Raw genomic sequence first — 22,532 nt, 5'->3', positions numbered from 1 at the left:
ACATTGAAGGCTCGTCCGCGGAGCTCCATCATGCGGCGACTGATGTCGACCGCGAAGACAACCATGCACCCGGCAGCGTCGTCTCGACGCAATTACATGCTTGACGTCCCAGCGGCGATTAGACAACCCCATCACTATCTTCCCAAGCCTTGGTTTTCGCGGCGCTTGGTGCAGATTCCGTGAATTCGTCGGCTAGAGGTGTGCATTCCCGCGAAACTCGAGAGGTGTTAGCGAGTATGCTTGTTTTCAATAGGCGGCTGCGTGAGTGTCTTCTGCCTACTGCTCCCGAGGAGAGGAACTATGAGCTTGAGCAATTTGGGGACTGAGCAGCTGCGGGAGAAGGACCGAAGCTTCGTCTTTCATCCGTCTACACACTTGGCCAAGCACAGTCGCGGCGAGACGCCAAACCGGATCATGGCCGGCGCAGAAGGCGTCTACATCTGGGATACGGAGGGTCGGAAAAGTCTCGACGGTTTCGGCGGGCTCTATTGCGTCAATATGGGATATGGATGCACGGAGATTGCCGAGGCTATCGCGCGGCAAGCGCACGAGTTGCCGTTTGCCCATGTCTATGCGAGCCAAGGCACCGAGCCAGTCGCCCTCTTGGCAGAGGCCGTGGTCGAATATTTCGGACAGAACATGCGACGGGTTTACTTCGGCCTTTCCGGCTCCGACGCCAACGAAACCAACATCAAGCTGGTCTGGTATTACAACAACATCCTCGGGCGCCCCGAAAAGAAGAAGATCATCTCGCGGCATCGCGGATATCACGGGTCCGGGCTGGTCACCGGAAGCCTGACAGGGCTTCCCTTTTTTCACGATTTCTTCGACCTGCCTTTGGATTTGGTGCGCCATACGACGACGCCACACTACTATCGCCAGGCGCGCGACGGCGAAAATGAGGAGGCGTTCTCCAGGCGCTGTGCCAACGAACTTGAAGCCCTTATCCTCGCTGAAGCCCCAGAGACCGTTGCAGCCTTCATTGGAGAGCCGGTACTTGGGACCGGTGGCATCGTTCCGCCTGCAAAGGGGTACTGGGCTGCGATTCAGGGGGTGCTTGACAAATACGACATCCTTCTTATTGCCGATGAGGTGGTTTGCGGCTTCGCGCGAACGGGTGAGAAATTCGGTTCCCACCTCTATGGCATGCGCCCGGATTTCGTAACTATCGCCAAGGGCCTGAGTTCAGCCTACCTGCCCATCTCCGGGTCAATTATCGGCGACCGCGTCTGGTCCGTCTTGGAAGAAGGAACGGAAAAGCACGGCCCACTCGGCCATGGCTGGACATATTCCGGTCACACGCTCTGCGCGGCGGCCGCGCTTGCCAATATTAAATTGCTGAAGGAAAGAAACATCTTGGAGCATGTTCGGGATGTCGGACCGTACTGGCAGGCCCGAATGAAAGCCGAGCTGGAGGGACATCCCATTGTTGGCGAGGTTCGCGGCGTAGGCATCCTATCCGCCGTGGAACTGATGCGGGATCCTAAAGAACGGGTGCCATTCGAGCCCGAACTTCAGGTCGGCGTGCGCGCCGCCGCTGCTCTGTTTGAGAATGGTGTCATCGGGCGAGCTATGCCGCACGGCGATATTCTCGGCTTTGCCCCACCTCTGATCATTACCCGAAAGGAGATCGACATCATCGTCGACGCAACCGCGAAATCAGTCGATACGACCTATCGCGCGCTGAAGGCGGAGGGCGCGATATGATCTGACGTGACGGATGACGCCTCCCACTCGGGTCGACCAGGATATCACCTCCGGGAGCCCCTGTGGCGTCATGAGCTGGCGCGCGCAAAAAATCCGCTTCGCTTTCAAGGCAACTTGCATGGAGGGTGTGCGAGCCGATGCCGAAAATGCGACGCAAATCTCGAAACACAATACCGCCTTCGCGTCCGAGATGGCAACGTAGGCTGTTGCAAGAATTGTAGAGGTGACGCTCTCAGAGACGGCCGCCGATGTGCAAGCTTCCGTGAGGTTGAGCTCCTCCATGGAAAGAGTCTTCAACCGCCCGTAAACAGACACCCCGACCGTAAGGAAGTGCAAACCCAAGGATGACAACTGTCGCCTGCTAAGAGATGGCGCTGGAATGAGGTCTCAGTGTCGATAAGAGCGCCGTCGAAGCACAATCGCCCTCCCAAGGCGCACCGGCCCGGCACGGAGCTCAGTCTCCTGCCGGGCCTTCTTTCCTCAATGGCTGCGCTTTGGTCTACCCGTCTGGGCTCCTGGAGGCGGCCAGAACTCACTGCAGTTTAGCTATGCAAGACGCTTTTCATAGATTTGTAGAGCAGATCGCAGACAGCGCTGACGCGATGGACCTGCGCAACGCTCTGGGCGAGATTGCCTCTTCGCTCGATTTGCCTTCTTTTGCTTATCTTTTCCCTTCGCCTGGCAAGGGCCGCAAGGTGCGCCTGATTTCCACCTATCCTCAATCCTGGACATCTCACTACCTTCACAGTCGGTATGAAAAGATTGACCCGGTTATCCATCAGGCGCGTGGTGGTCAGGAACCATTCAACTGGGATGCGCACGGTGCTGATCTCGAACTGTCGACGCAGCAGCGACAATTGATGGATGAGGCGACGCAATTTGGCATTCACTGCGGCTTCACGATCCCGATCCATGGCAGCACCGGTACGTTTGCAGCACTGACCTTCGCCTCGGATGAAAGGCGACCACTGTTCTTCCGCCTGATTGACCGATATGACCGCGTGCTGCAGCTCATCGCGGTCTTCTTCCATCTTCATGCCTGTCGCAAGTTGGCCGACGGCAGGATCGTGGATGGCGTTGCCCTATCGCGAAGGGAAATGGAGTGTCTGAAGTGGGCGGCTCGCGGAAAGACGGCGTGGGAGATCGGCCGCATCTTGGGAATCAGTCGGCACACCGCAGCCTATCATCGGGATAACGCCAGGATGAAGCTTGGCGTGAAGACGGTTATTCAGGCAGCCGTTCGGCTTGCACTATCCAGGCCATCTCTCTTCACCTGATCTCCGAAACCTGGGCACATGCACAGGTTGTATCAACTCCGGCCCTTGCCTTCAATCGCAGGTGTTATCCATGCGAGGGAGAAAGGCCATCATGATGCAGTTGATCACGCCGGATTGTTACGCTGAGTTCAGCGACGAGCTCGAGCAGATGCACCGCTTGCGGTATCGCGTCTTCAGGGATCGACTTGATTGGGACGTTTCGTTCAGCGGCGGCTATGAGGTCGATCCGTTCGACGCGCTTCGTCCCCACTACCTCTTGCTGCGTTCGCCCACCGGGCGCATCGACGGTTGCGTGCGCCTGTTGCCGACCACCGGACCGACGATGCTGCGCGACAGCTTCTGCGCTCTCCTTGCAGACCGTTCGGCGCCGGAAGATCCGCGGGTTTGGGAAAGCAGCCGTTTTGCGCTTGATCTGCCGCCTTCCGCGCCGAAACAGGCGGGCATCGCTATTGGCACCTACGAGCTGTTTTCCGGGATGGTCGAGTTTGGCTTGTCACGTGGTCTGTGCAGTATCGTTACGGTACGGATCTGCGCATAGAGCGGATCTTGCGTCGCGCCGGCTGGCCACTCGAACGGCTGTCCGATCCGCAAACAATAGGCAACACGCGCGCCGTTGCCGGATATCTCGACGTCTCAACAGAGAGCTTGGAAGCCCTCCGTCGCAATGGCGGGCTCAAGGGCCCGGTGCTGTGGACACCGGTCATGAAGATCGCCTGAGCCTTGAATCCAACCCTTCCTGGAAATGATGCAATGGACGAAACAAGACCTGGCCCTGCTTGGCCGGACAGGCAAGATGATGGTGCCTATGGCTATGTCGAGCAGCTCACCAGTCGAGGCTGGGCCTGGGAATTCCTCAGGCGCAATCCGGACTTCCAGAAGGATCTGGCGAACGCGTTACGCGGTGCCGAACGCACGAACGCCCGATCCGTGGACATTATCAGCCTTCCTTCGAACACTGTTGATCTCTCGCGGTGGGGCCTTCTGTTTTGCAAGCTCAAAAGGAACTGATGCGAGCGTCTTTTGGTGCCCCTGCCAATGTCCGCATGTTTTGCCGGTTGCTGCCGAAATGGCGGCGCGGCCGCGCGGGGTCGACTTGCTTGATCTCGCCCCGCGCTCCTGCCGCATCTCCATACTCGTCACGCGGGACGGGCATCAGCACGTCCTTGTCGAGGACAGTGGCAGGAGCTTGCAGCTGGCTGCCTCCGGCGTCAGCATCCTCGAACCTGTGCGATTGACATCCTCCGTCCTCTGGTCGCCAGAGGAACTGAAGCAACGCCTGAACGCGCTGGAATGTCTGAACAGCCTCTGTTGGACCGGCAGGCTGCAACCAGGATTCTTTCCGACCGAGCCCCGTTGCTCGCGGTTGCGCCGAGTCTTGCGTGCGCTCGACGGCTCCATCGCTGGCGCATCACACCGCGAAATCGGCCTTGCTCTCTTCGGCAGAGCCCGCGTCGAGCAGGACTGGGCCCACCCCGGTGACCATCTTCGCGACAGCGTCCGCCGTGCAGTCAGACGCGGGCGCTCGCTTATGAACGGTGGTTATAAGCGTTTTCTTCTATAACGACTGTCACCATCAGGCCTTTTGGCCAGAGAACAGCTCTTTGTACCCCGCCACCACCAGCCAGTGGGCGCGCGCGAGATGGCTGCGAACCGCCCTTTGGGCGCGCGCTGGCTCTTGCACTGGATCGATGCCCAATATCGCCTGCGCCATCTCTTCTTCGCTCGCATTGTCGGCGCATGCGTCTATGAGCTTCAAATATGTCGTGAAGTGTTCATCGTCGTAAGCGGTCAGGCTTTCCGCCCATGGGACCTCGTCGGCAACAGCAGGTTGGAACAATCTGTCTACCATTTCATGTCTCGCCTAAGACCTATTCCGCGCCCGCGCACGGTACAATATCCTAAAATGGGATAATTCGAAACTGGGATTAGTCGGTGAGCCGGTTCCTTCTTGGCCGGTTCGTCTGATGCCGAAATCCCTTCGATCAGCTCGCCAGCGCCGGCTGCTAAAACGGCTGATTGCGGCGCGCAAAACCAAAGGGGTCACCCAGACCCAGCTTGCTGATATGCTGGCCGCCCACAATCCTTCGTGGCCAAGTACGAGGGTGGTGAACGTCGGCTGGACGTAATTGAGTTTCTCGACCTTACCGAGGCTCTCGATATCGATCCTTGCGAGCTTCTGGCACAAATGCGTCGCTCTCGTGACCTGTAGATCGCGTTGCGCTTGGTTTGGGTGCCAAACTTCACGATTTACCTCCTTGAGTTTACGGCTCAGCGGGATTTGCCTCGCTAAAGTGATGCCGTGCAGCCGCTCCCCTTTGTTATCTCTGATTTTTGTAGAGAATCCTCCGTGGTGAAATCCTCGACAATAGGGTGGCTTCTCGTGCATGGAATCCGAGAGGTCTTTGCCCGCAATCTGCGTAGGCATGGCCAAAAAAGAAATTGTCGTAAGAAGCGCTGGCCCATGAGGCTGGCGTCGACCGAGCATATGTCAGCGCACTTGAGCGCTCGGTCTATGGCGCCAGCATTGATAGGCGGCAAAACTCGCCAGAGTGCTCGGAATCGAGCCGGCCGATTTACTCGACCCTCATTCTGAATAGATCTGGAAGCAGCGACGAAACCGCGGTTGATGAGACTCGACCAGAAGGTTTTCCAGGCATTTCATGCTGCTGACAGGAGCACCCGCGCGCCTGGCGACGCGCACCAGGTGCTCGTGAACCGAGCCCGCTTTTCTTCGGCAAGCTCAGGCGGTCTCGGCCATTCGGCTTCGCCCCTTGGCGTGGGCAGCCCTTCGGGCTGAGACGGCCGCCGCCCTTGCGGGCGGCGCGGTTTGTCTGTTGGCCTTTCCCGGTGGCGCGGGGTGGGCGGCACTCCCTTCTAGGCCCGCCGCGGCAGCCCGCAACCCTTCGCGTGCCGCTCAGGGTCCTCCTCTTCGTTCCGGTCCTTCGGATGCGGTCCGCCTACCACGGCGGGCCTTTCCGGTCGCGACTCGCCGCCCACCCCGCTCACGGGGGTAAGCACGCGAGATTGGGATCGAGCGCTGCCTCCACCGCCCCATGGGATCTTCCGGGGAAAGGCGCGGCGAAGCGGAGGATAAGACGATGCGTGCAAACAGCAAGCGTTCCGCCAGCACAGAGGCTGGCGCAGGCAAGGGCGGGCGCCCGGGCGCAAGCCTCTATCAGGAGATCACCGACCGCATCATTGCCGAACTGGAGCGCGGCACCGTCCCATGGGTCAAGCCATGGGGCAGGGCAAAGGCGGGCCTTGGCTTGCCAAGGAATGCATCCTCTGGGCGCCAGCCACCGCTCCTGCAGCAAAAGAACAGCAGCTGTCGCAGCAGGCTGAACAAGGCATCTTGTCGGCGTCGAGGGAGGCCCTGCTCGCCTTACGCAGGCGCATAGCTCTGACATGACGTCCGGGAGACTGATGCCGGGCAGTCCATCAACAATACCCAACAACCATCCTGATTCGAAGCGCATCTAAGCACGTCCATTTCAGGCGTTAGTCGAGGCCGCATTGACCAGGGGTACCTTCTTGGTCCGCTGGAGGAGGGCGGCCGCCCGTCGACAACGGCTTCTTCAAGTGTCGCCCGTGCAGGGACGACCGTAAAAAAGGGCGCGCGAGGCGCCCTTCATTTCCGATCGGCTATCAGCAGCCGCCTTCAGCTTTCGTTGTTAGAAGCGGTAGGTCACACCTGCGCCTATCAACCAGGGATCGAGCTCCGCCTTTCCCGTCAGCTTCGCGCCGTCGACCGTGACGTCGAAGTCTGGCTTGAGGAAAAGCTTCTTCACGTCGAAGTTGACGCCCCAGTGCTGATCCACCATGTAGTCGAATCCCACCTGCAGCGCGGTGCCGAACGTATTCTTAACCTTGAGAGCATCGGCACTGCCGGCACCCTGGTTATAGAAGATCGTGTAGTTCACGCCGGCGCCTACATAGGGCTTGAACGCGCCGAAATCGGTAAAATGATACTGCAATGTGAGCGTGGGCGGCAGCAGCCAAACCTTGCCGATATTGCCCAGCGCGCCGATCGCTCCTTGGCCCTCGATGTTGGCATAGGTGGTGCCGAGTATGAGCTCGGCGGCGATGTTGTCCGTGAAGAAATAGGAGATATCGAGTTCCGGGATCACGGTGTTCGAGTAGGAAAGACCGGAGCCTGACACTGCATTGACGTAGCCCGAATCCTCGGTGATGACCCCCAACCCACGCAGGCGGAGTTGCCAAGGACTTGGCTCTTGCGTGACCGAGGCTCCTGCCTGCGGGACGCTCGCGGCTTGCGCAAGGTCCGCCGCGACGGCCTGCTGTCCCATCACGATGAGGACAACGGCCGCTGTTACTCCCCGCGCCGCGCGCATTTGGTTTCTCGCCATGATATTCTCTCCTTGCTCTTCAGAAAATGTGGACCGAACTACGAAAAATCTTGATTGGCGGAGCGCTCATGCGCAATTTGCGTGGGAACGCGCACACATTATTCGCGCCGTGCTCGCAACCATTGACCTGTACCCACTGATTGAAACGTTGCTCTTTGTCTGGGTCCCGCTGACCTATCGAACGCCATCGGCTTGCCAGCCGATCGCACTGCGAAGGAAATTGGTGCCCAAGGCAATGAATGCGGCCCGCTCCCGATTGTTCTTGCCGTAGCCGTGCCCGCCCGCGCCGGGCTCATAGAAGTAAGCGGGATAGCCAAGAGCCTGCAGCTTTGCGGCCATCTTACGCGCGTGGCCCGGGTGGAGGCGGTCGTCCCGCTTCGTGGTGGCAAGCAGGATCGGCGGATAGGGCTGTCCCGGCGTCGCGACGTGATAAGCGGAGATTTCCTTTAGGAAAATCCATTCCTCCGGCTTGTCGGGATCGCCATATTCGTCAATCCAGCTCGCGCCCGCCAAAAGCTTGGTGTAGCGGCGCATGTCGACAAGCGGCATTTTGCAGAACAGCGCGCCGAAACGCTCAGGATAGCGGGTAAGCATGTTGGCGATCAGAAGGCCGCCATTTGAGCCGCCCTCGGCGGCAATCCGCCTCGGCAGCGTAATGCCCCTTCGCACGAGGTCGGCGGCAACGGCGGCGAAATCGTCATGGGCGAGACGCTTGCCCTCCCTGCGCCCGGCCTCGTGCCAACGGGTGCCGAACTCTCCGCCGCCCCGGATGTTCGCCACCACGCACGTGCCGCCGCGTTCGAGCCACAGCTTGCCGAGCGAGGAGTTGTAGTGGGGCAGGAGCGATATGCCGTACCCGCCGTAGGCGGTGAGGTGAACCGGGGCATCCCCGTTCCCGTTCGCCGGACCGACCTGCGTGTAGGGGATCATCTCCCCACCGGTCGAGACTGCCTCGTGGCGCGTGACCACCAGCCCGGATGCGTCGAAATTCTCCGGGTTGCGCTTCAGGATTACTGGAGCGCCGAGAGGCGCCGCGGCATTGAGGTCTAATAGGAGAAGCTTCCGCGGCTTGATCGGGTTCTGAGCCGAAACGAGGACCTCTCCGTTGGTCTCGAGATGTTCCGCATCGAGCGACCGAAGGTGAACAGTCCCTTCGGCGGGCACGGTGTCCAGCACTCGGCGCGTCCATTCCTCGCGGTCGGGGGTGAACATGTCGAAACGCGGAACGAGGTAGACGAGGTAGGAGATAATGAGCTTCCCGTTATTCCAGAAGAATGACTGCAGGGAGCGCCTGTCGCCTGCTTCAAAGAGGGTGGCAAAACTGCGCTCGCCGGCGATGAAGGAGGAAAGCGAGATACCGATCAGCGCGTCCGCGGCATGGGTCGTCCCTCCCACTGTCCACGGCTTGCCCGGCTTTACCGCCAGCCAGTCGCCGAAGCCGCTCCACGAGGCGTCCCGAGGAAGGTCGATCCGCATCTTCGGCCCGCTCCTGTCGCCAATTCGGCCGATCTTCTCAAAGAAGGTCGCCTGCTCAATGAACCAAAGGCGCTCGCTCTCGGCGGTGCGGTCCAGATGGCAGGACACGCCGAGGGATTCGGGACCGGTCTCGAAGATTACCGGCGCGGTGAGCGGATCCGCGCCACGTTTCCACAGCCGCACGGTGCGCGCGTAGCCGCAGCGGGTGGCCATGCCATCACCAAGCGCACTGGAAAGCAGAAGCGTGTCAGGATCGAGCCAATTTACCCCGCCCTTGGTCTCCGCGAGGTTGAAACCGTCGGCGACGAAGCTAACAGACTCCAGATCGAATTCGCGATGCACGACCGCCTCGCTGCCGCCGCGCGAGAAGCGTAGAACGGCTCTTTCCCGTCTCTCTGGCTCGATCGACGCGCCCCCCCAGACCCAGTCCTCTCCGTCGCTAGCGGCGAGGGCGTCCACATCGAGCAGGAGCTCCCACTGGGGATCCGCCTTCATGTAGGCGGCAAAGGTGGTTCGGCGCCACAGTCCGCGCGGGTTGCGGGCATCTTGCCAGAAATTGTAGAGGTAGTGACCGTGGCGGGTGATCAAGGGAATCTTGTCAGGACGGTCGAAGATCGCTGTCAGGGCCGCGCGGTCCCGCTCGAATTGCGTTCCACCGAAGTGCTCCAGTGTCCTGGCCGACTGGCTGGCGGTCCAGTCAAGTGCCCGTTCGCCTTCTATATCTTCAAGCCAAAGATAAGGATCATCGTCGGGAGCATTCAGCGTTGGGCGGAAATCGAATGCGGTCATGTCCGTGCAACCTGAAGAATGAAAGCGCAAAGGCTTCCGTCCGCTCGGGAAAGCTCATTGTTTGCGGCGGCGAGCGCATGCTCGGCGAGCGTGATCATAGGATGAGTTCTTCTCAGTTGGTGCGACGCGGCAGTGCGTTTGCGCATCGGACTGCATGTGTCGTGCCAACCAGGAAAATCGTTTCAGAACAATGCGACCACTCTGATGGCGCTGTGTCTTATGTCCGGCATCGTCGTAGATCCGACAATGACTGCAACCGTAAGCGCCTGATCGATCTCGTGTGCGAGCTCGCAGGAAACTTGCATAACTCAAGCAGTGAAGCTCACACCGAAGTTGGTTTGGATATGCCGGTCTTCCTCACCGCAGCGGTCATGAACCTCAGGCGGTTGGGCGCCCACTCTCCTGTTCGATTTCGGCGGTATCGGCTCAGCCTGCTACCTTTGACCCGCCGCGGCGGGCCTGAGAATCCAAACCGACGCCGGCAATGCAGGCGCTATCGCGAAACTCGCGTGAAAACCCGGCTTCTTCAACGCCCTCCTGCAGGCTGAACTCGCGCCGTCAACGCTGAGGTCGGCAGACTCGCATCTCTCGGGCATTATGTTTGCGCATGATTGCCTGACCCCATCCTCGGGATCCACATGGGCCAATGTCTGGAGGCCACTGAGGCCAGCGAGCAAGCGCGGGCAGTGTTTTGCGTACTGGTAAGTGGTGCGAGTTCTGCCTCCTAAGTCTTCACGCGACGTCGGGGGCGGGCAGGGCTCAATCCAACGGAAGGCATCCAGGAGCGGTAAGGGTGTTTGAGGTTTCGCGCGTCAGCAGAGGGTTTTCCAAGAACGACACGCAGTTTGGCACCTGCTGTGCGTGAGGATCCCGAGCCCGATCATCAGTGTTGCCGCTATGACCTTTGCGGTTGAGCGGCCCTCCAGCGTGATCGGCCAACGGCGCGTCCACGCCGACTGGAGGGATCCGCGCGATCACCTGCGCGACCCTATCCGCCGCGCCGTCTCTCGCGGCCGTCTGATGAATGGCGGATACCGGCACTTCCTCGTCTGAAGAAGCTTGGTCGTCAGCAATCCTTGTGGCCAAATACGACGGTGGAGAGCGGCGTCTCGATGTCATTGAGTTTCTCGACGTAACTGCGGCGCTTGACGCCCATCCCTGCGAGATTCTGTCCAGCCTGCGGTCGTAGCGGGCGCCCGCGCGCCTGACGGCGCGCGCCGGGTGCTCGTGAACCAAGCCCGCTTTTTCTTCGACAGGCTCAGGCGGTTTCGGCCATTCGGCTTCGCCCCTGGCGCGGCTCGTCAGACGCGCGCAATTCTTCTCTGTAGCGCCTTTCCCGGCGGCGCGGGTGGGCGGCTCTCCTTCTAGGCCCGCCGCGGCAGCCCGCAACCCTTCGCGTGCCGCTCAGGGTCCTCCTCTTCGTTCCGGTCCTTCGGATGCGGTCCGCCTACCACGGCGGGCCTTTCCGGGTGGCGACTCGCCGCCCACCCCGCTCACATGGGGCTTTTTCGTCAAGGCCGTCTTCGCATATCACCTCAATGCGCGTTGTGATCCAGGGTCCGAGCCTGTCGTCATGGCGCGGTGATAACACCGGTCCAAACTCACATACGGTCGCTGCGCATCGGCAGCTGCACCTGCGTGACGTGGCGATGGATGCGGCATCGACAACATGGCTTTCGATGCCTCCACCCTCAAGAACCCGGTGGATCCAGAAGCCGTCCAAACCAGCTTCCTGGATTGTGATCACAGGCACTTCACGGCCCGTTCTGCGCCGAACCGTTGCCTTCAACTGCCCGACAAGGTCCAACAACCCGGCCGCATCGCCTGCCTTGACGGTGTGCTTTGATAACTTCTCTCCGTTGCAGGGAAGCAAGCTCGTCACCAACCAAGTCGAGCGGCTGAGCTCCAGAGACAGGAAGATGGCGCCCAGCGTCGTGTGGATCGCCTCGGCTGCACATTGGGTGTTTCATTATTCATGAATATGACCCCTGCAAGTTTTTCTTGAGCAATATGCCTGTCGAGGCGATTTGATCGCGGCTGCGGCCATCGCTTCGCGATGCGGTTTGATTATTGCCTACCCCCGCTCGCGGGGGTGGGCGACGCTCCTTTCTAGGCCCGCTGCGGCATGTCGCAATGCTCGCTCCCTCGCATCCTCCCCTTCGTTCCGGCCCATCGGGTGCGGCTTGCCTCGTTCAGCGGGCCTGGCCAGTCGCTTTCTGCCGCCCACCCCACTCACGGGGGGCAGGCACGCGAGATTGGAATCGAGCGCTGCCTCAACGCCCATGGGATCTTCCGGGGAAAGCCGCGATTGGCGAGCGGAGGACAAAACGAGCAGGCAGGACAGAAGCGTACCGCCAGCGGGGAGGCAGGCAAGGGCGGGCGCTCGGGCGCCAGAAGCTCGGCGTGTGCACCAAAATCAGGCCGTTGCGCTGCTGGCCTCCTCACGGTGTTCTCTTTCTGAGAAACTGAATTCTTTGGTCCCCTGTGCATGTGCACAGGCTGTTTCGCGGACGCATTCGCCTCCAATGGCAGGGTCATTTCTGCCCGGAGGCCTTCATGATGCAGCTGAACGTACCCGATTGGTACGACGACTTTGCGGACGAACTGCACGCAATGCACCGTCTGCGGTACCGCGTTTTCGACTTGCCGCAGACAGATGACAAACCGCTCAGCGGCGGCGTAAGATCATTCATGGGTGTAGTCTCCGAAATGATTCGGATCGGCCTTAGCAACCAAATCCCACGGCATTTCAATGGCTTGTGCTACATCCGCCACCCCCTCATGAATTTCTCAGGCTTTCATGGACATCTTCGGTGACTTCAGTCTGTTCCCGGCACTGGCCCAGCTCTTGATAGCTAATTTTTCGTCCGAACCGTGGATGCCTTGGGTCTTTGTTGGATGCTACGCGTTGATCGCTTATTGCTTCATGCCTGACTTGCGGGAGCGATCATCTCGCAAGATTATCTTTTGGCAATTTGTGCTGCCCTTGATGTTCTCTGGCGCAATCATTAAAGGTCTACTGGATATGGGCGCCCCCAACACCCCCGTGCTCTTTGCTCTTGGCATCGCGCTCATGGGCGTTTTCTTAATGGGGAACATGATTGCCTTCATCGCACATGCAGTTCCTGTAGTCGTTACGGACGCAAACATCCGACATGCTGCAAAGACAAAGCCCTTTAGCTTCATCCTATTGCTATTAATATTATTTTGTGTGGTATGTCAGATTCTGACCCTGATTACTTCGTAAACGTCCTCTGCTGCTCCAGCAAGCCGGACGAGCAGGGCGGAGCGCGTACTTGCCAGTAGATGGCGAGCATGAATACTGATCGAAGAGCTTAACAGGCTCAGACTGAACCGCACCGGGTTTGCCGAAAGCCGTTTCGTTATTGTCACGGTAGCGTGCCTCGGCTTCGGCCGGCGGGATGGATGGAGGTATCCGACGTACGTCGCCTGAAGGCTCGAGAACGCCCGGCTCAAGAAGCTCCTGGCCGAGCAGATCCTGGACAACGCGATTCTGAAGGATGTCGCCGCAAAAAAATGGTGACGCCCGATGCGAATCCGCGAGGGGAAGCAGCTTGCTGCCGCGCGCCATGCGGCGAGAGCTGCATGCTTTTTCGTCAGTTCGATGTTCTCGGCGCTCCGAAATCTCTTCGTCACCCCAGACGCGCCGCTCTCGCCACTCACATCATCGCATCCGCGCAATGGCGCGTTGGAAAGCTGTGACGGTCCTCCTGCCTCGCAGTTCGGCTGATAACGGCCTGCGAACATGCGCCGCCTCTTTCAGCACGTCGAGCAGCCCGAAATGAGGCCCGTCGGTTCGGGCAAAGGCTTGAACGGCTTATAGTTATCCGGTTATCGCCGCCACAAAAAACGAACCTTCTGCGGAATATTGGCATCGAGGAGAAACAGTTCTAGCTCCAGATCCTTCCGGATGGAAGCATAGAGCGGTAAATCACCGTGCATCTGTTGTCAGGTTCAGACCTGAATAGTACGCATCTCTCGCACGAAATGTGATCGAGTGCATGTTCTGCAAGTTCAAGATGGCGTCGCATGGCAACACGATAGCATCGCCATGCAGAACTACCTCTCAGCCCTTGCTCTCGCTAACAAAAAGACCCGGCACCCAATCTGGAGGGATTGGGTGCCGGGTCTTCAAGGTCACATTCGATTGGGAAGGTGCAGTGACGCTTCTTGGGCTACGCCCCGCATGATTAACGAGCGGTTAACTGCCGGCATATTCCTCAGCTCCTATTCCGGCGACGAGGGCGTCCAGATATTCGGGGTGACCGGGAATAACTGATAAGTCCCGGACAGTGTGTCGGTGTCGATTCAAGTGCCTGTTGCGTTCATGCTTTCATGGATGATCGAGCGCTGGCCCGGTGGCTTCCAGACCCATTTTGGGCGAGAACGGCGTACGCCTCTCCGGCGGCGAGAAGCAGCGCCTTGGGTTGGCTCGGGCTCTTTACCAGAATCCGGAGATTCACGCAGATGCGTGATGCTTCCTGACTTCGCGGGGAAGCTTAAGAAGCCGGCCCCATCAATCGGTATCTTCATCCATGCCCCGCTGACGAAACTAAGCGTGAAGCCATGGGTCACAATGATCTGAGTTGCGCACGGTCGATCCACAATCGCATTCACCCGAGGAAATACGCGGGTCGCTACCTCCCGGCGGGTTTCTGCGCCTTCAATCCCACAATGGTGATCTAGCCGATTGTCATCGGAGATGGGATTATAGCGAGCATCAAGCCAATCTTGCGGTTGTCCACCTGCCACGCCGTAGCTGATTTCGCGTGATGCGGAGGCCACGGCCGAACGTCTGGCGGCGTTGGTTGGTCAGAAACAGCTCGAAATCTACAGCTCCGACCTTCACCGAGCAATCCCAAACGGCAGCCGCTATTGCCCGACGCTTCGGTCTGCATGCCCTCGATGGGAGAAGGCAAATCGCGATCTGTCGGGCAAGAGAAGTATCCTGGTTCAGAATCTGCCCGATTAGCTATTCGGAAAAAGGCGACATCAACGTGCAAATCGGGCGCCGCCGTGAGGCGTCCCCCTCAATGTCGGATTTCCGACAGGATCGCAAATCCGCCAAACCATTGTTTAATAAAATTTTCCTTCTCTGGCACGGCCCATGCATGGGACTCTGCGAACGCATCAGCGAGACGTCGTCCATGATTATGCGCACCGAAAATGCCGTCGCCGCAGTGAAAACCGCGCTCTCGCCTGCCATCAAGCCGCCGAAAGGCCGGCGCGCCATGGTTGAGGCGGGCGATTGCGCCGGCTTCAAACACCTGAATGGGCTTGGAAAGCGTCTCGCGTGATGGCGACGCGGGCATCCAGACGGGCGGAAAGGACATACGTCGTTGCCCCACGTAGCCGGTATGACCCGTCGATTGTCACCGCGCTGGAATGCTCGGGTCTACATTCGACGACCCGAACGCGCTGGACAAATTCTCGCAAACCCAGTCGGGACCGGGGCTCGAAAACGTCCGCGAGGGGCCCCAATGGCTATGGCCGATATTCACCGCGAACAAGCCGCCTAGGTGGGAAGACTCTATAGGAGGAAAGCAAGTGGAGTTATCTTGCGTTGGGGTCGGTGCTGGGCCGTCTAATTTGAGCCTTGCGTGTCAGATACACGAGCAAGTTGGGCAAGGGGCACTGTTCCTGGATCGGCAGGTCGACTTCCGCTGGCATCCAGGCATCGCATTCGATTCCTCGGAGCTCCAGGTCAGCCACTTCAAGGATCTGGTCACGCCGGTGAATCCGCGATCAGCCTACACTTTCGTAAACTTCCTGCACGAGAACGGGCGTCTGTATCACTTCTTGAACGCACAGTTCGAAGCCGTGCTCAGAGTTGAGTTCAAGCAATACCTGAACTGGGCCTTCCACAGGAACCCACTTGTGCGTGGCGGCGAGACGGTGCGCGAAATCCGCTTTGACGGCGAGTTTCGGGTGCGGACGGATAAGGCGGTTCTCGGCGCCAAGAACGTCGTCGTCGGCATTGGCAAGCAGGCGCAAATTCCGCCTCAGTTTCAGGGCTGGATTGGACGCAACCTGTTTCACTCATCTGTTTTACTGCACATCCACCCTGAGGTGCGGAGAAAGCATGTCTGCGTGGTCGGCGGAGGCCAGTCGGGAGCCGAGGTGATGTTGCACCTTGTCGGCCTGCCGAAAGAACGGCGGCCTGCCTCGATCACTTGGGTCTCGCAGCGTGAGAACTACCTGCCTCTCGACAACAGCCCGTTCACAAACGAGTTGTTCATGCCCTGCTTTTCGGATCGTTTCGCGGCGATGAGCGAGTCGCAGCGTAAGCTGCTCCTGCGGCGTTTCGTGCTTGCCTCGGACGGCATTTCGGAAAGCACGTTGCGCGCGATCTATCAGGCGCTGTACCGCCACGCATTTGTCGAGCCAAACCGATGCGACATCACACTGCGGCCGGGCTGCACCGTCTCGCACTGCATCAACGCCGGACCGGGTCACAGGCTGACCCTGCAGCACGGCATGGACGAGGTCGAAGAAGTCACGGCTGACATCGTCATCCTGGCCACCGGTTACGAGAACGCGGTGCCAGACTTCTTGGAACCCATCGCGCACCGGCTGGAGCAGATCGACGATGAATTAGCTATTCGCGAGGATTTTTCGGTGAGCTGGGAGGGACCGCGTGACAGACGCATCTTCGTACAAAACGCGAGCCTCGGGCAGCGCGGCCTGGCCGATCCGAACCTAAGCCTGCTGGCCTGGCGCGCGCGCCGCATCCTCGATAGCCTTCTTGGGCGCGCGCCATGCGCGAACCCCGAGCATCCTGGCTTCATCAGCCATACCTCGATCGAGAGCTGGCCCGCCCCCGCAGCCGAAGAAATGGGCAGCGGGATATGACTCGTAGACTTTTGATCATCGGCGGTGGCATCCTAGGAATGATGTCCACCTCCGCTGCGGCGACGGCCGGAGGCTTCTCCGAAATCATCGTGGCCGAACAAGCCCTTGGACCAAGCGGCGCATCGCATTATGCTGGGGGCGTGCATTTCCCCTACGGTTGTCAAGACCGTACCAGGTCGCTCACTCGAAAGAGCGCCGTGGTCTTGGCGGCCATGGCTGGGTCGGCGGTCAGCGGATGGTGCCGGCCTTTAGCGATGCGTGTCGTGGCTGGACCGGGTGAAGCGATTGATCCGGCCCAGTTTACGGAACCCCTGGACCCGGCTGAGCCTGACATAGGCAGTCTCGCGCCGAGCTTCTGCGGACAATATCCGCCGGAGCGGAACGCACTTAGCATCGCCGTCCCACATGACGTGAGTCCGTCTCCGTGGACCCGCAACTTGACCAGCGCCCGACTGCCCTAATTGGGATGTCCGACCAACCAGTCTTTCCAACAGGAGGCTTTTCGCATGTTGACTGATGCACAAAGAGAAAAGTGGCAGAAAGACGGATACGTCAAGCTCGAAAGGTTCTTCGCTCCAGCGGCTCAGGAAGATATCTCTACTTTTGTCGAAGATATGTCACGCTGGGATGTCAGCGATGATAAATGGCTCATGTGGTTCGAGAAGACGACGGACAATCGAAAGATCATCTCCAAGATCGAGAATTTTCTCGACTTCCATGATCCATTGCGTCGTTTGCTCTTAGAAGATCAGCGCATAAAGTCAGCGGTCGAGGATTTGCTTGGCGAAGATTCGCGCAGGCTCAAGGAGTTGCTGATTTTCCACTACCCCGACAGCGGCGGCTATCTCCCGCATCAGGACATTTATCACATTCCACACAAACTCCCCGACCGGATGGTCCATGCGGTGGTTGCCATAGGCATCGACGACTCCGACCCGGAAAACGGCGGGCTTTTCTTCAGCCCCGGCAACCACAAGCAGGGGGTGTTTCCCATGGATGCCAGTGGGGTGATCGATCCTCAAGTCGCCGAAATGTTCTCCTGGGAACCCGTAGTATGGAAGGCTGGCGACATCTTCATCTTCGACGATTACGCACCGCACTACTCACGACCGAACAAAAGCAATCGTTCGCGGCGGACACTCTACTTGGTGTTCCAGCGTGCTTCAACCGGTGGACCGACCCGCGCTGAATATAACGTGCTTAAGCGCGCCCTTAACCCGCCCGAGGGCAAAGTGGCCGATCTCGACAAACTCAAGCCCCCAAATGGCATTTTCTATCGCGATTGAGCTCACGCAGCCAGGCGGAGGCATGCACACGAAACTGATCGACCGCTCAAAAATGCGCGGAGAGTATGGCGTTCTTATTTGCGGGCTCGCGGAGCATCGACCGCAGCCCGTTACGAGGCTTCGGCACGTGGATTGTGGAGGTGGTCGCAGGGCGGTCTTCTATGACGCCTGCAGCCCGACTGGCGCCCCCCTCGTCGCCCGCCTGGCGGCCCAGAGCTGCATTATCCTGGCCGGGGCCGCCAACGGTTCGGGCTACCGTTTCTCTCCACAAATTGTACGGGAGGCTGTTGCGTTGGCAGCCGAAGATCCCACTGCTTCAACAGCTTAGGTTCGTCATGCGCAAATACACGTTTTCTCGAACGGAGCTGTCGCGAGCGTTCAGTATCGACATGGCCACGCTTGGAACGGGAAGCGTCGGCACGGGTTTTTCGTTCGGCAGGGTGGTACCGGGCGTTACATCCGAGCCCCATCGGCACGACGAAATCGAGGCCTTCGTGATCCTGTCAGGATCGGGCAAGGTCAGGACGGACCTTGGGGAAATCTCGGTCGAGGCGGGCGATGTCGTTCTGTTCCACCCTTTTGAAGCGCATGTGCTGCGCAACGACGGAAACGAAGACCTAGATTTCGTCGATGTCTACTGGCGAGACGGAGAGGCCGCCCTTGATGCCGCTGCAAAGACCACGGCTCCACGCGGGCCGATCTTCGTCTTCTCCACGCCGCCAACGCCAAATGGCGATCTGCATCTGGGGCATCTTTCTGGCCCCTATTTCGGCGCCGACGTCTATACTCGTTTCCTGCGCATGAAAGGAGTCGAAGCCTATCACCTCACTGGAAGCGATGACAACCAGAGCTACGTCACGACACGCGCCGATGCCGATCAATCGACGCCTGCAAACGTGGCGCGCTACTACGCCGACGAGATTCGCGCCACGCTTGCACTTCTCGATTGTGACGTCCACAGCTTCCAAGCCACAATGGGCGATGACGGTTACGGCGAGTTTCAAGCGGCGTGTTTCCGCAGTCTTCTGAGCAGCACGGCGGTAGATCTGCGCCAGAGCCCTGCGCTTTTCGATGCTGTGACAGGCCACTATCTTTACGAGCCGGATGTTAGCGGCCTCTGCCCCGATTGCGGCGGCTCCGCCGGTGGCAACATCTGCGAGGAATGCGGCGCCCCAAACCTTTGCCACGACTTGGGTGCAGCCCGGTCACGACAGTCTGCCGAGGCGCCGCTGGTCGGCTCCGTCCACCGCCCGGAACTTGCCTTGGACCGATGCTACGACAATATCGACCGGCATCTAAGGGCGTCGGGCGTCCCGCTACGGATCTTGGATCTCTTCGCGCGCCTACGCCGACGCGGCAACTTTTCAGTGCCCATTACCCACCCCTCGGACTGGGGCCTGCCGGCCGAAGGGTTCCCGGGGCAAGTGATCTGGGTCTGGCCGGAAATGGCCTTCGGTTTTCTTTACAACATCCAGGCGCTCGGCCGCTTGCTGGGTCGCGACTGGAAGGCGGAGATGCCCGGCAACGACTGGCAGATTGTCCATTTCTTCGGCTTCGACAATTCGTTCTACCACGCGCTACTCTACCCCGCTCTTTACGCAGAGGTCTTCTCCCAGTGGACGCCACGCATTCACTATCACGTCAACGAGTTCTACCTGCTCGACGGCAAGAAGTTCTCAACCAGCTGCCGCCATGCGGTCTGGGGCAAGGAGGTTCTGAGCCCAAAGACAGTCGACGTCGTGCGCCTCCATTTGGGCCTGACACGCCCGGAAGGTGAGCGGACGGATTTCACGCTGGACGCGCTGCGCCGCACCGAGAACGAGGTGTTCCAAGGGATTTGGCTGAACTGGCTTGATGCGTTGAACCAGGAAATCAAGCAGGATTTTGCCAGCCGTGTACCCGATGCAGGCGACTGGAGCCCGCTCGACCGCGCCTTCTTTGCTCGGATAGAGATCTATCGCGCGGCGGTGGAGCGCACATATTCGGACGAAGGCTTCTCGGTCCGGCGCGCGGCCGCTCAGGTCTGCGATTTCGTGCGCGATTGCGTGATCTACCGTCGGGCGCGAGACTATGCGGCGGCGCGACGTTTCTATCCGGCCCGCAATCGGACTTCGCTAGCCCTTCAGACGACGGCCGCTGCGATCCTGGCACCGACACTCGCTCCGCTGATGCCCCGATTCGCCAGAACGCTGGCGCGAGGCATCGATGGCGTCTCAACCGAAACATGGCCCCGGTCCGTCCAGCGCCTTGCGCCCGGGACGCGCTTTGATCTCGGACCCGTGTTGGTGTTCTACGCCAAATCCGGCAATCCTCATCTCGATGAGGAGGAAGCACTATGAGCCCAAAGGTGCACCAGTGAGCTATCCCAATCTCGACCAGATCTGCGCGGCAATCAAAGCCGATGATGCCAAATATATTTACTCGCTGTCACTGACGACCGAAGCCGCTATCAGACGGTAGAGACCAGATTGGCGGACCTGAACCAACGCATCGTCGACACCCTTGCCCGCGCCTACGAGGACCGCTCGGCCGATCGCTTCCCAGCCCTTGCTGTTTCGTGCCGCAAATGCCGTGTGGGCTCGACTGCGCTGACCAACCTCTTCGGCATCGCGGGATTTCCGTCCTCCAGCCGGTCAAGACTGTCATGCGGTTCGAGGCGCTTGGTCAACCTGGCGCGCCCTGGATCGTGCGCCGATCACCGGAAATGTCGAATGCGAATGCCTGCCTGATGGTATCTTCGATTCTGTCCGAGCCTGTACTGGCGCGGCAGTCGGCCGAAGAACAACTGAGCTACCGACAATCGGAAGATAGCAGGTTCAAAATTCTGCCCCAGAAACCGGATATTGCGCACAACCAGCGTTCACGATCGCGATGGTGCACAAGCTTCCAACCAGACCCGCGCAAAGACAGCCCGTCGCTTGAAGATAGTCGGCGAGGGCCGCCAAATCCCTCGCAAGCGTATCCTGCGTCACATGCACGCCGTCTTCGCCGACAATTCAGACGCTTGTCTCGTCGAGAGATAAGTCAGGCAGGGTGCTCCTTCAGGATTGCGTGTTTGCTCGGGTACGGAGCCGCCCCTCAGTTCCCAATCGAGGAGCGATCCTCCAATTCACATATTTGGAGATCGCTCGCTAGGATACCCGGTCTGTGAACCCTGCAAGCCGAAAATTCAGATGCCGCCCATGCAGAGATATTTCATTTCGAGGTAGTCCTCGAGGCCATGGCGGGATCCCTCCCGCCCGATGCCGGACTGTTTTATCCCACCGAACGGCGCCGCTTCTGAAGACATCCGGCCGGTATTTACCCCGACCATTCCATATTCCAAGGCCTCGGCCACACGCCAGACACGCTTCAGGTTGGAGGCATAAAAGTAGGCCGCGAGGCCGTAGATCGTGTCGTTGGCCTCACGCACGACCTGATCCGCATCTTTGAAGCGAATAATCGGTGCCAGCGGCCCGAATGTCTCTTCTTGCGCGACGGTCATCTCGCTGGACACACCGGTCAGGACTGTCGGTTGGAAAAACGTGCCATTCGTGCCGATGCGTTTGCCCCCGCATCGAATTGCGCCGCCTTTGGCGACGGCATCGGCAATATGGGATTCGATCTTGGCCAAAGCGTGCTTGTCGATGAGCGGTCCGATGTCCACTCCGGGAGCGAAACCGTCACCAACTTGAAGTTGGCGAGCCCGTTGCACGAATTTCTCGACGAACTCGTCGTGAACGCCCGACTGGACGTAAAGGCGGTTCGCCGAAACGCAGGTCTGGCCGGCATTGCGGAACTTCGCCTGGATCGCACCGTCAACCGCGGCATCGATATCGGCATCATCGAAGACGATGAAAGGTGCATTGCCACCGAGCTCAAGGCTGACTTTTTTGATCTGGTCCGAGCACTGGCGCATGAGAAGGCGCCCGATCTCAGTCGACCCGGTGAAGCTGATCTTGCGGACCTTGGGATTGGTACAAAGTTCGCGGCCGACCGCGTCACCTTCGGACGCATAGATCAGGTTGACGACGCCTTCGGGAAAGCCAGCCTGATGGGCGAGGGCGAACATTGCTCCCGCCACGAGCGGCGTCTGTTCAGCGGGCTTGAGGACGATCGTGCAGCCCGCCGCCAGGGCTGGCGAGATTTTGCGCGCCACCATCGAGGCCGGGAAATTCCATGGCGTTATCGTGCCAACAACTCCGATGGGCTGCTTGATTACCAGCATTCGGCGGTCCATCGATGGTGCGGAGATCGTCTCGCCATAGACGCGATTGGCCTCCTCGGCGTACCATTGCAGGTACGCCGCAGCATGGGATATCTCCGACTTGGCTTCTGCAAGCGGCTTGCCCATCTCGGCGGTGAGGATCTCGGCGAGATCGTCGGCGTGGTCGATGATCAACTGATGCCATCGCCATAGAACGTCGCTGCGCTCACGTGCGGTCAACCCTGCCCATCCAGGCTGAGCGACATAGGCCTTGTCGATCGCAGCGCATGTCTCCTCGACACCCATGTCGGGTAGTTCTGCCAGCACTTCGCCAGTCGACGGGTTGAGGACCTCGAATATCCGCTCGCTAGTCCGCGTGCCAAGTGCCGGCAGGCGATCAATGGGTCCAAACAGGTCAGGGCATCTCAGGTGACGGATCATCGGCAGGCACAGGGGCAATACCGGATTCCTCCTCAACGCAGCAGGTATATATAGCAGGTGCGGTGTGTACTCCGCGACGTCCGGGTTCCTTATAGGGCCTCGGCCAGACAGCTGGTAGACCACGGTACCC

General features: G+C 59.6%; 14 protein-coding genes and 6 pseudogenes. 14 read left to right on the top strand and 6 right to left on the bottom strand.

Going from position 1 to position 22,532, the window contains the following annotated elements; genetic code table 11:
- Positions 1-300: 300 nt before the first annotated feature.
- The 5 genes and pseudogenes from NKH33_RS23815 to NKH33_RS23795 all read left to right on the top strand — a co-directional run bounded on the left by NKH33_RS23815 (position 301) and on the right by NKH33_RS23795 (position 4,545).
- Positions 301-1,707, top strand: a complete 1,407-nt coding sequence (locus NKH33_RS23815; RefSeq protein ID WP_352921737.1) for an aminotransferase — start codon at positions 301-303, stop codon at positions 1,705-1,707.
- A gap of 548 nt (positions 1,708-2,255) precedes the next feature.
- Entirely contained in the window at positions 2,256-2,984 is a 729-nt protein-coding gene (locus NKH33_RS23810; RefSeq protein ID WP_502906758.1) for a LuxR family transcriptional regulator, read from the top strand.
- A 91-nt stretch (positions 2,985-3,075) separates the two neighbouring features.
- Positions 3,076-3,701 (top strand): annotated as a pseudogene (locus NKH33_RS23805) (acyl-homoserine-lactone synthase).
- 33 nt (positions 3,702-3,734) lie between these two features.
- Positions 3,735-3,992 carry a transcriptional regulator domain-containing protein gene (locus tag NKH33_RS23800; RefSeq protein WP_352706683.1) on the top strand — a complete coding sequence of 86 codons (258 nt, stop codon included), beginning with the start codon at positions 3,735-3,737 and terminating at the stop codon, positions 3,990-3,992.
- Between the two features lie 58 nt (positions 3,993-4,050).
- Positions 4,051-4,545 carry a DUF2285 domain-containing protein gene (locus NKH33_RS23795; protein WP_352706681.1) on the top strand — a complete coding sequence of 165 codons (495 nt, stop codon included), beginning with the start codon at positions 4,051-4,053 and terminating at the stop codon, positions 4,543-4,545.
- A gap of 12 nt (positions 4,546-4,557) precedes the next feature.
- Here the strand turns inward: NKH33_RS23795 and NKH33_RS23790 are convergent, their stop codons facing one another.
- Positions 4,558-4,833, bottom strand: coding sequence for a DNA -binding domain-containing protein (locus NKH33_RS23790; protein ID WP_023803403.1), 276 nt, complete (start codon positions 4,831-4,833; stop codon positions 4,558-4,560).
- A 1,249-nt stretch (positions 4,834-6,082) separates the two neighbouring features.
- Here NKH33_RS23790 and NKH33_RS23780 point away from each other — a divergent pair.
- A pseudogene (locus NKH33_RS23780) lies at positions 6,083-6,280 on the top strand (ArdC-like ssDNA-binding domain-containing protein); the annotation flags it as partial.
- 375 nt (positions 6,281-6,655) lie between these two features.
- Here NKH33_RS23780 and NKH33_RS23775 read toward each other — a convergent pair.
- The 3 genes and pseudogenes from NKH33_RS23775 to NKH33_RS23765 all read right to left on the bottom strand — a co-directional run.
- Positions 6,656-7,351, bottom strand: coding sequence for an OmpW/AlkL family protein (locus NKH33_RS23775; RefSeq protein ID WP_352706678.1), 696 nt, complete (start codon positions 7,349-7,351; stop codon positions 6,656-6,658).
- Between the two features lie 174 nt (positions 7,352-7,525).
- Positions 7,526-9,616 (bottom strand): prolyl oligopeptidase family serine peptidase, encoded by a 2,091-nt coding sequence (locus NKH33_RS23770; protein WP_352921732.1) that lies wholly within the window; start codon positions 9,614-9,616, stop codon positions 7,526-7,528.
- 1,633 nt (positions 9,617-11,249) lie between these two features.
- Positions 11,250-11,558 (bottom strand): annotated as a pseudogene (locus NKH33_RS23765) (IS110 family transposase); the annotation flags it as partial.
- 614 nt (positions 11,559-12,172) lie between these two features.
- On the opposite strand from NKH33_RS23765, the gene NKH33_RS23760 reads away from it, so the two are divergent.
- The 4 genes and pseudogenes from NKH33_RS23760 to NKH33_RS33290 form a co-directional block, all read left to right on the top strand.
- Positions 12,173-12,433 (top strand): hypothetical protein, encoded by a 261-nt coding sequence (locus tag NKH33_RS23760; RefSeq protein ID WP_352921730.1) that lies wholly within the window; start codon positions 12,173-12,175, stop codon positions 12,431-12,433.
- Positions 12,417-12,863 (top strand): hypothetical protein, encoded by a 447-nt coding sequence (locus NKH33_RS23755; protein WP_352706668.1) that lies wholly within the window; start codon positions 12,417-12,419, stop codon positions 12,861-12,863. Before NKH33_RS23760 ends, NKH33_RS23755 begins: the two co-directional genes overlap by 17 nt.
- Before the next feature lie 173 nt (positions 12,864-13,036).
- A pseudogene (locus NKH33_RS23750) lies at positions 13,037-13,154 on the top strand (IS3-like element ISMamg1 family transposase); the annotation flags it as partial.
- 825 nt (positions 13,155-13,979) lie between these two features.
- A pseudogene (locus tag NKH33_RS33290) lies at positions 13,980-14,097 on the top strand (ATP-binding cassette domain-containing protein); the annotation flags it as partial.
- A gap of 52 nt (positions 14,098-14,149) precedes the next feature.
- Here NKH33_RS33290 and NKH33_RS23745 read toward each other — a convergent pair.
- Positions 14,150-14,389: pseudogene (locus NKH33_RS23745) on the bottom strand (histidine phosphatase family protein); the annotation flags it as partial.
- A gap of 56 nt (positions 14,390-14,445) precedes the next feature.
- Between NKH33_RS23745 and NKH33_RS23740 the strand changes: the two are divergent.
- From NKH33_RS23740 to NKH33_RS23725, 4 genes are all read left to right on the top strand, one after another.
- Positions 14,446-14,934 (top strand): hypothetical protein, encoded by a 489-nt coding sequence (locus NKH33_RS23740; RefSeq protein ID WP_352921728.1) that lies wholly within the window; start codon positions 14,446-14,448, stop codon positions 14,932-14,934.
- Between the two features lie 292 nt (positions 14,935-15,226).
- Positions 15,227-16,489 carry a lysine N(6)-hydroxylase/L-ornithine N(5)-oxygenase family protein gene (locus tag NKH33_RS23735; protein ID WP_352921726.1) on the top strand — a complete coding sequence of 421 codons (1,263 nt, stop codon included), beginning with the start codon at positions 15,227-15,229 and terminating at the stop codon, positions 16,487-16,489.
- Positions 16,490-16,995: 506 nt separating this feature from the next.
- Positions 16,996-17,775: a phytanoyl-CoA dioxygenase family protein gene (locus NKH33_RS23730; RefSeq protein WP_352921724.1), complete on the top strand. Its 780-nt coding sequence runs from the start codon at positions 16,996-16,998 to the stop codon at positions 17,773-17,775.
- Positions 17,776-18,110: 335 nt separating this feature from the next.
- The gene (locus tag NKH33_RS23725; RefSeq protein ID WP_352921722.1) at positions 18,111-20,114 is read left to right on the top strand and encodes a class I tRNA ligase family protein; all 2,004 of its coding nucleotides are present in this window, start codon (positions 18,111-18,113) and stop codon (positions 20,112-20,114) included.
- 830 nt (positions 20,115-20,944) lie between these two features.
- Here NKH33_RS23725 and NKH33_RS23720 read toward each other — a convergent pair.
- Positions 20,945-22,402, bottom strand: a complete 1,458-nt coding sequence (locus tag NKH33_RS23720; RefSeq protein WP_502906759.1) for an NAD-dependent succinate-semialdehyde dehydrogenase — start codon at positions 22,400-22,402, stop codon at positions 20,945-20,947.
- Positions 22,403-22,532 lie beyond the last annotated feature (130 nt).

This window comes from Mesorhizobium sp. M1182, from assembly GCF_040318335.1.
GTDB lineage: Bacteria > Pseudomonadota > Alphaproteobacteria > Rhizobiales > Rhizobiaceae > Mesorhizobium.
Note: the sequence above shows the minus strand (reverse complement) of the source record. Positions and strands in the feature narration are given on the sequence as shown.